The 269-nt window shown below is 42.8% G+C and carries 1 protein-coding gene; it reads right to left on the bottom strand.

Going from position 1 to position 269, the window contains the following annotated elements; genetic code table 11:
• Nucleotides 1-269 (bottom strand): DUF2750 domain-containing protein (locus A3751_RS01845; protein WP_068451490.1); only part of this gene is annotated, 269 nt, incomplete at both ends.

Genomic DNA, 269 nt, shown 5'->3' with positions numbered 1-269 from the left:
TCTTGGATATCGTTCTTAAAGTCTTCTGCTTCCGTTACCCAGACCGTTGCATCAAGACCAGGGAAAACGCCAATTTCCAGTTTGTCTTTAGTCAGGCCTGGCACCCAGTCCTTTAAAAACTTTGGTAAGGATAGGCATTTTGCTTCTAGATCCGTCTCACCCTGAGCATAGAAAACAGCCAGACTTTCACTTGGCCATACTGGCAAGTATTCAAATTCCTCGTCTTCTGAATAGCTCTTTAAGAACTCTTCATTCTGATTGATGAGTAT

The sequence above is a fragment of the Oleiphilus sp. HI0080 genome, assembly GCF_001635135.1.
The sequence above is the reverse complement of the archived record's forward strand: the minus strand, read 5'-3'. Positions and strand labels throughout refer to the sequence as shown.